This window comes from Blastococcus sp. KM273129, assembly GCF_021698995.1.
In the GTDB taxonomy this organism is placed as follows: Bacteria; Actinomycetota; Actinomycetes; order Mycobacteriales; family Geodermatophilaceae; genus Blastococcus.
In genome coordinates this window covers 1-6324 of record NZ_SSXB01000133.1, presented here as the reverse complement: position 1 = coordinate 6324, position 6324 = coordinate 1, and the positions used below count along the sequence as shown (strand labels likewise).

Genomic DNA, 6324 nt, shown 5'->3' with positions numbered 1-6324 from the left:
CCCGAGCTCTCCCCGCCCCCGCCACCGCCGCCGTCCGTGGTGCACGCGGAGAGGAGCAGGGGCGCGGCCACGGCGAGTGCCAGCAGTCGCTTCGGTGCGGCCATCGGGGTTCCTCCTGTGCTCGCGGGCGCGGCCCGCGCATCCGTTCCGCCCAGGATCATGCCCCGCGCCTTCCCCGGCACCACCGCCGGAGGCTCCCGGCGGGGCGCTCCGCGCCGTCCGGGCGGCCTAGTCTTCCGTCGTGGACGTGCTGGCATCCGGTCATGAGCAGGTCGTCTTCTGCAGCGATCCCGGGTCGGGGTTGAGGGCGGTCATCGCCATCCACTCCACCGCGCTGGGGCCGGCCCTGGGGGGCACGCGCTTCTACCCCTACGCCGACGAGGACGCGGCGGTCGCCGACGTGCTGCGGCTCTCGGCCGCCATGTCGTACAAGAACAGCCTCGCCGGGCTGGACCTGGGCGGCGGCAAGGCCGTGATCATCGGCGATCCGCGCACCGACAAGACCGAGGCGCTGCTGCGGGCCTACGGGCGGTTCGTGGAGTCGCTGGGCGGGCGCTACCTCACCGCCTGCGACGTCGGCACGTACAACGCCGACCTCGACGTCGTGGCCCGGGAGACGCGGTACGCGCACGGCCGGTCGGAGGCCTACGGCGGGTGTGGGGACTCCTCCGTGCTGACCGCCTACGGGGTCTTCCAGGGCATGCGGGCGGCCGCGCAGCACTGCTGGGGCAGCCCGTCGCTGGCCGGCCGCACCGTCGCCGTCGCCGGCGTCGGCAAGGTCGGCTCGTGGCTGGTGGACCACCTGGTGCAGGACGGCGCCGACGTGGTGGTCACCGACGTCGACCCGGGCGCGGTCGAGCGGGTGCGGGCCCGGCACCCCCAGGTGCGCGCCGCCGCGGACACCGCCGCCCTGGTCCGCACCCCGCACGACGTCTACGCGCCCTGCGCCCTCGGCGGGGCGCTGGACGAGGAGACGGTGGCGGCGCTGACCGGCCGGATCGTCTGCGGTGGGGCGAACAACCAGCTCGCCGACCCGGGGGCGGGCGAGCGGCTGCGCGCCCGCGGCATCCTCTACGCGCCGGACTTCCTCGTGAACGCCGGCGGCGTGATCCAGGTCGAGGACGAGCGGCACGGCTTCTCGTTCGACCGCGCCCGGGCGAAGGCGTCGGGCATCTTCGACGTCGCCCTGCGGGTCTTCGCGCTGGCCGAGGCCGAGGGCGTCTCCCCCGCCGTCGCGGCCGACCGGCTGGCCCAGGAGCGGATCGACTCGGTCGGCCGGCTGGCCACGATCCGGCTGCCGGGCTGAGCGAGGCGGGGCTCACGCACCTCCGGAGGGGGAGGGCGTGTGCCCCTCGCCGATCCGTGTCGTAATGTTGTCCGAGACATAGTCACTCAGTCGGGGTCGCCACGCGGGCCGCATCAGCCGCTTGGCTGGGCCTCCGCACTCCGTAATGAGGGGGTCGAGCCGATGGGGCGCGGCCGAGCGAAGGCCAAGCAGACACGCGTGGCCCGTGAGCTCAAGTACAGCTCACCGAACACCGACCTCTCCGCGCTGCAGCGGGAGCTGGCGGGTTCTCCGTCGACGTACACCGCGCCCAGCGCGGCGAAGGACGACGAAGACGAGGACGACGAGTACGCCGACCGCTGGGCGGACGACGACTCGGACGACGACTGGGCGGCCAGCCGCTGACCGGCGGCGCGACCACCTGACCCGTCGCACCCCACGACACCGCAGCCCTCCGGGGCAGCGGTGTCGTGGCGTTGCGTCCCGGATCGGCACCGTGCGGCCGGCACGTCCCCGGGCACCCGGCGATCGCCGACGACGACCCCGGATCCGGGTGACCGGACGCCGGGGCCGCTAGCGGTAGGTGCCGACGAGCTCCGCCGCGGGCGCGTCCGCCGCCTGCTCGCGCAGGGTGCCGGCGACCCACGCGGGCACGCCGCGCCCGGTGAGCAGCGCGACGGCGGCATCGGCCTGCTCCGGGGCCACCGCGGCCACCATGCCGACGCCGCAGTTGAACGCCCGCTCGCTCTCGGCCCGGGGAACGCCGTGCTCCTCCATGAGCCGGACGGCGGGTGGGAGCGCCCAGGTGCCCCGGTCGAGGACCGCCTGCAGCCCCGCGGGGACGACCCGCGCGGTGTTGCCGGCCAACCCCCCACCGGTGATGTGGGCGAAGGCGTGCACCGCCCCGACGCCGAGCGCCTCGACCAGGGCGAGGCAGTCGCGGGCGTAGATGCGGGTGGGCTCGAGCAGCTCGTCGCCCAGCGGGCGGTCCAGGCCGGCCGGCGTGCCCGTGAGGTCCAGGCCGGCGGCGGAGACGACGCGCCGCACCAGCGAGTAGCCGTTGGAGTGGAAGCCGCTGGAGGCCATCGCGATCACCGCGTCACCGGCGCGCACACGCTCGGGGCCCAGCACGGCGTCGGCCTCCACGACGCCGACCGCGGTGGCGGCGAGGTCGTACTCGTCGGCGTCCATGAGGTCGCCGTGCTCGGCGGTCTCCCCACCGACCAGCGCGGCCCCGGCCAGCGTGCAGCCGGTCGCGATGCCGGTGACGATCGCGGCGATCCGCTCGGGGACCACCTTCCCGCAGGCCACGTAGTCCTGGAGGAACAGCGGCTCGGCGCCGCAGGCCACGAGGTCGTCGACGACCATCGCGACCAGGTCGATGCCGACGGTGTCGTGCCGGTCCAGCTGCCGGGCCAGGGCGATCTTCGTCCCGACGCCGTCGGTCGAGGAGGCCAGCAGCGGCTTCCGGTACTTGTGCACGTCGAGCGCGAACAGCCCGGCGAACCCGCCCAGGCCGCCGACGACCTCGGGCCGGTTGGTCCGCTCGACGGCGGCCTTCATCAGCGTGACCGCGCGCTCCCCGGCGTCGATGTCGACGCCGGAGGCCGCGTAGGTGAACTCGCTCATGGCCGGGTCAGCGCGTCCTCGGCGCCGCCGGGGATGACGGCGCTGCCGGCCTGCTGGCCCGTCCAGCCGCTGACCGCGCGGTTGCCGATGCCCTCGAGCACGTGCTTGCCCAGCACCTCCGGCGTCCCCAGGTCGATGGGGTACCGGCCGGTGAAGCAGGCCGTGCAGAGCCGGTTGACGGGCTGCTCGGTGGCGGCGATGAGCCCCTGCTCGGAGACGTACCCGAGCGAGTCGGCGTTGATGGAGGCGCGCACGCCGTCGATGTCGAGGCCGTTGGCGATGAGCTCGGCCCGGCTGGCGAAGTCGATGCCGTAGAAGCAGGGCCACTTCACCGGCGGGCTCGAGATCCGGACGTGCACCTCGACCGCGCCGGCCTCGCGCAGCATGCGGATCAGCGCCCGCTGGGTGTTGCCGCGCACGATCGAGTCGTCGACCACGACGAGGCGCTTGCCGCGGATGACGTCGCGCAGCGGGTTGAGCTTGAGCCGGATGCCCAGCTGCCGGATGGTCTGGCTGGGCTGGATGAAGGTGCGCCCGACGTAGGAGTTCTTGACCAGACCCAGCCCGTAGGGGATGCCGCTCGCCTCGGCGTAGCCGACGGCGGCGGGCGTCCCCGACTCGGGGACCGGGATGACCAGGTCGGCGTCGGCCGGGTGCTCCTTGGCCAGCCGCCGGCCGATCTCCACGCGGGCGGCGTGCACGCCGCGGCCGGAGATGGTGGTGTCGGGCCGGGCGAGGTACACGTACTCGAAGACGCAGCCCTTGGGCTCCGCCGCGGCGAAGTGCTGGCTGCGCAGCCCGTTCTCGTCGATGGCGATCAGCTCACCGGGCTCGACCTCGCGGACGACCGAGGCGCCGACGATGTCCAGGGCGGCGGTCTCGCTGGCCACCACCCAGCCCCGCTCCAGCCGGCCCAGGACCAGCGGGCGGACGCCCTGCGGGTCGCGGGCGGCGTAGAGCGTGTCCTCGTCCATGAACGTGATCGAGAAGGCGCCGCGCAGCTGCGGCAGCACCTCCATGGCGGCGGCCTCGACCGAGAGGTCCTGGTAGGAGGCGATCAGCGCCGTCACCAGGTCGGAGTCGGTGGTGGCGGCGAAGGCGCCCGGCACCCCGGCGTCGGCGGCCTTGCTGGCGAGCTCCGCGGTGTTCACCAGGTTCCCGTTGTGGCAGAGGGCCAGCCCGGTGCCGGAGTCCGTGGTGCGGAAGGTGGGCTGGGCGTTCTCCCACGTGGAGGAGCCGGTCGTGGAGTAGCGGGTGTGCCCGACGGCGAGGTGGCCGCGCAGGCTGCCCAGCGTCGCCTCGTCGAACACCTGGCTGACCAGCCCGAGGTCCTTGTAGACGACGACCGAGGCGCCGTCGGAGACCGCGATGCCGGCCGCCTCCTGCCCGCGGTGCTGGAGGGCGTACAGGCCGAAATAGGTCAGCTTCGCGACCTCTTCACCCGGCGCCCAGACCCCGAAGACGCCGCAGGCGTCCTGGGGACCGGGGAACTGGGGGTCGAGGTCGTGCGTCAGCCGTCCATCACCACGGGGCACCGGTCGAGCGTACCGGCGCGGGCGCCTCCGCCGCCGTCGAGGCGGGAGAGCGCGGCGCCGTTGCGCCCGTCCCCCGGATCGCGCGCCGGGCCCGGGGCGAGGAACCTCGGCCGCGAGGGGCGCGTTGACGTGTGACCCGCCCACTTCCCGCCCGGCCGCTCCGCGCCGGACGGCGTGCTCGGGGCCGAGCGACAGGAGAATGGGGATGGCGAGCAACGGGCCCGATCCGCGGGAGTTCCTCGACATGGCACAGCGGATGCTGCGCCAGCTCTTCGACGAACCGCGCCGCGAGGACCAGACGTGGGCCGACGTGACGCGCGAGGCCGTGCGACGCCGACCCGAGCCCAGCGCCGAGGAGCAGCGGGAGAACCTCACGTTCGCGCTCGCGACGCGCGCCGTCGAGGCGCTCGAAGACCTGGCGCTGAACGTCGCGGCGATCCGGCAGCGGCTCGAGCGGACGGCCGCCGGGTCGCACGACCGATCGGCGCGACGGGAGGCTCCGCCGGAGCGGTGACGGGACGGGACCGGGGCCTCCCGGCCGGCGTCGCCGCGCCGCTGCCGTCCGCGACCGCCCAGGCCGAGCGGCTGATCGCCCTCGGCGTGCACGAGCTCGCCGGCCTGCGGGTGGCCGCGGTGCGTGCCGCCGCGGAGGCCCTTCCGCCCGGGGCGCTCCTGGTCGTCCACCCGCGGCTCGCCGCGCCGTCCGCGCTCGCACCGCTGCTCGAGCGGGACGGCAGGCCGGGATTCGTGGTCGCGGACATGACCGACGTCGACGCCTTCGCTCCCGTGGAGCCGGTGGTCGTGCCCGACGCCCCCTTCTACGCCGTCACCGGCGTGCACCGTGGCGACGACCTGCGGAACCGGAGCCCCGACGAAGCGCTCCCCGCCCTGATCGCCGCCGGGCGCACCCCGCTCACGCTGGGCGAGGGCGTGCACTGGCTGCTGCAGTGCCCGGGGGTGCTGGCGCGCAACGCCTGCTTCATGACGGTCGGCTCACGGCTGCGGAAGGCGGGCGGCCGCCTCGACGCACGCACCCCGGCGCTGTGGATCAGCAACGGCACCGGCCGCGACGGGCCCGCGCGCCGGGGCGCCCCGAAGGTCGGCTGGTGCTGGGCCGGCAACCGGCACACCTGGCTGGGCTTCGCCTCGGCCACCGCCCGCACCCCGCTCTGACCCCGGGGCTCAGCGGACGTTGCCCAGCTCGGCCGCGATCGTCGTGTCCTCACCGTGCCCGGTCTTCACCACCGTGTCGCCGTGCAGCGTGAGCAGCTGGGCGCGGATCGAGTTGACGATCGTCGGGTGGTCGCTGAACGACCGGCCCGTCGCGCCCGGCCCGCCGCAGAACAACGTGTCGCCCGTGAAGACGGTGCGCAGGTCGGCCGCGTGCAGGCAGGTGCTGCCCGGCGAGTGACCCGGCGTGTGCAGCGCGACCAGCCGGGTGCCGGCGACGTCGAAGCGCGTGCCCGCTCCCAGCTCCTGGTCGGGGGCGGCGTCCGGGTGGGTCATGTCCCAGAGCATCCGGTCGGCGCCGTTGAACCAGATCGGGGCGCCGGTCGCCGCGCGCAGTGCGGGAGCGGCGGTGATGTGGTCGTTGTGCCCGTGGGTCAGGACGATCGCGGTGACCTTCCGGCCGCCGATCGCCTCGACGATGGGGGCGGCGTCGTGCGGCGCGTCGATCACCAGCACCTCGTCGTCGTCCCCGACGAGCCAGACGTTGTTCTCGACGTCGAAGTCCTGCCCGTCGAGGGAGAAGACCCCCGGGACGACGACCTGCTCGATGCGGGCGCTCACTCGCCGAACACCACCACGGAGCGCAGCACGTCGCCGGCGTGCATCTTGTGGAACGCCTCCTCGACGTCGTCCAGCCCGATGGTC

At 74.7% G+C, this 6324-nt stretch carries 7 protein-coding genes; 4 read left to right on the top strand and 3 right to left on the bottom strand.

Annotated features, from left to right (window positions below; translation table 11 throughout):
- Positions 1-241 precede the first annotated feature (241 nt).
- Together E9565_RS21295 and E9565_RS21290 are read left to right on the top strand one after the other, a co-directional pair.
- Positions 242-1306, top strand: a complete 1065-nt coding sequence (locus E9565_RS21295) for a Glu/Leu/Phe/Val dehydrogenase (RefSeq protein ID WP_236828762.1) — start codon at positions 242-244, stop codon at positions 1304-1306.
- Positions 1307-1468: 162 nt separating this feature from the next.
- On the top strand, positions 1469-1690 hold the full coding sequence (locus E9565_RS21290) for a DUF3073 domain-containing protein (RefSeq protein ID WP_236828763.1): 222 nt from the start codon (positions 1469-1471) through the stop codon (positions 1688-1690).
- 168 nt (positions 1691-1858) lie between these two features.
- On the opposite strand, the gene purM is transcribed toward E9565_RS21290, so the two are convergent.
- Together purM and purF are read right to left on the bottom strand one after the other, a co-directional pair.
- Positions 1859-2914: a phosphoribosylformylglycinamidine cyclo-ligase gene (gene purM, locus E9565_RS21285; RefSeq protein ID WP_236836680.1), complete on the bottom strand. Its 1056-nt coding sequence runs from the start codon at positions 2912-2914 to the stop codon at positions 1859-1861.
- Positions 2911-4449, bottom strand: coding sequence for an amidophosphoribosyltransferase (purF, locus tag E9565_RS21280; protein ID WP_236836679.1), 1539 nt, complete (start codon positions 4447-4449; stop codon positions 2911-2913). The genes purM and purF overlap by 4 nt, the downstream gene beginning before the upstream one ends.
- A gap of 205 nt (positions 4450-4654) precedes the next feature.
- On the opposite strand from purF, the gene E9565_RS21275 reads away from it, so the two are divergent.
- Positions 4655-4963 carry a hypothetical protein gene (locus E9565_RS21275; RefSeq protein ID WP_236836678.1) on the top strand — a complete coding sequence of 103 codons (309 nt, stop codon included), beginning with the start codon at positions 4655-4657 and terminating at the stop codon, positions 4961-4963.
- On the top strand, positions 4960-5622 hold the full coding sequence (locus tag E9565_RS21270) for a DUF5701 family protein (RefSeq protein WP_236828767.1): 663 nt from the start codon (positions 4960-4962) through the stop codon (positions 5620-5622). Before E9565_RS21275 ends, E9565_RS21270 begins: the two co-directional genes overlap by 4 nt.
- Before the next feature lie 9 nt (positions 5623-5631).
- Here E9565_RS21270 and E9565_RS21265 read toward each other — a convergent pair whose 3' ends face one another.
- Positions 5632-6240 carry an MBL fold metallo-hydrolase gene (locus E9565_RS21265; RefSeq protein ID WP_236836677.1) on the bottom strand — a complete coding sequence of 203 codons (609 nt, stop codon included), beginning with the start codon at positions 6238-6240 and terminating at the stop codon, positions 5632-5634.
- Positions 6241-6324 lie beyond the last annotated feature (84 nt).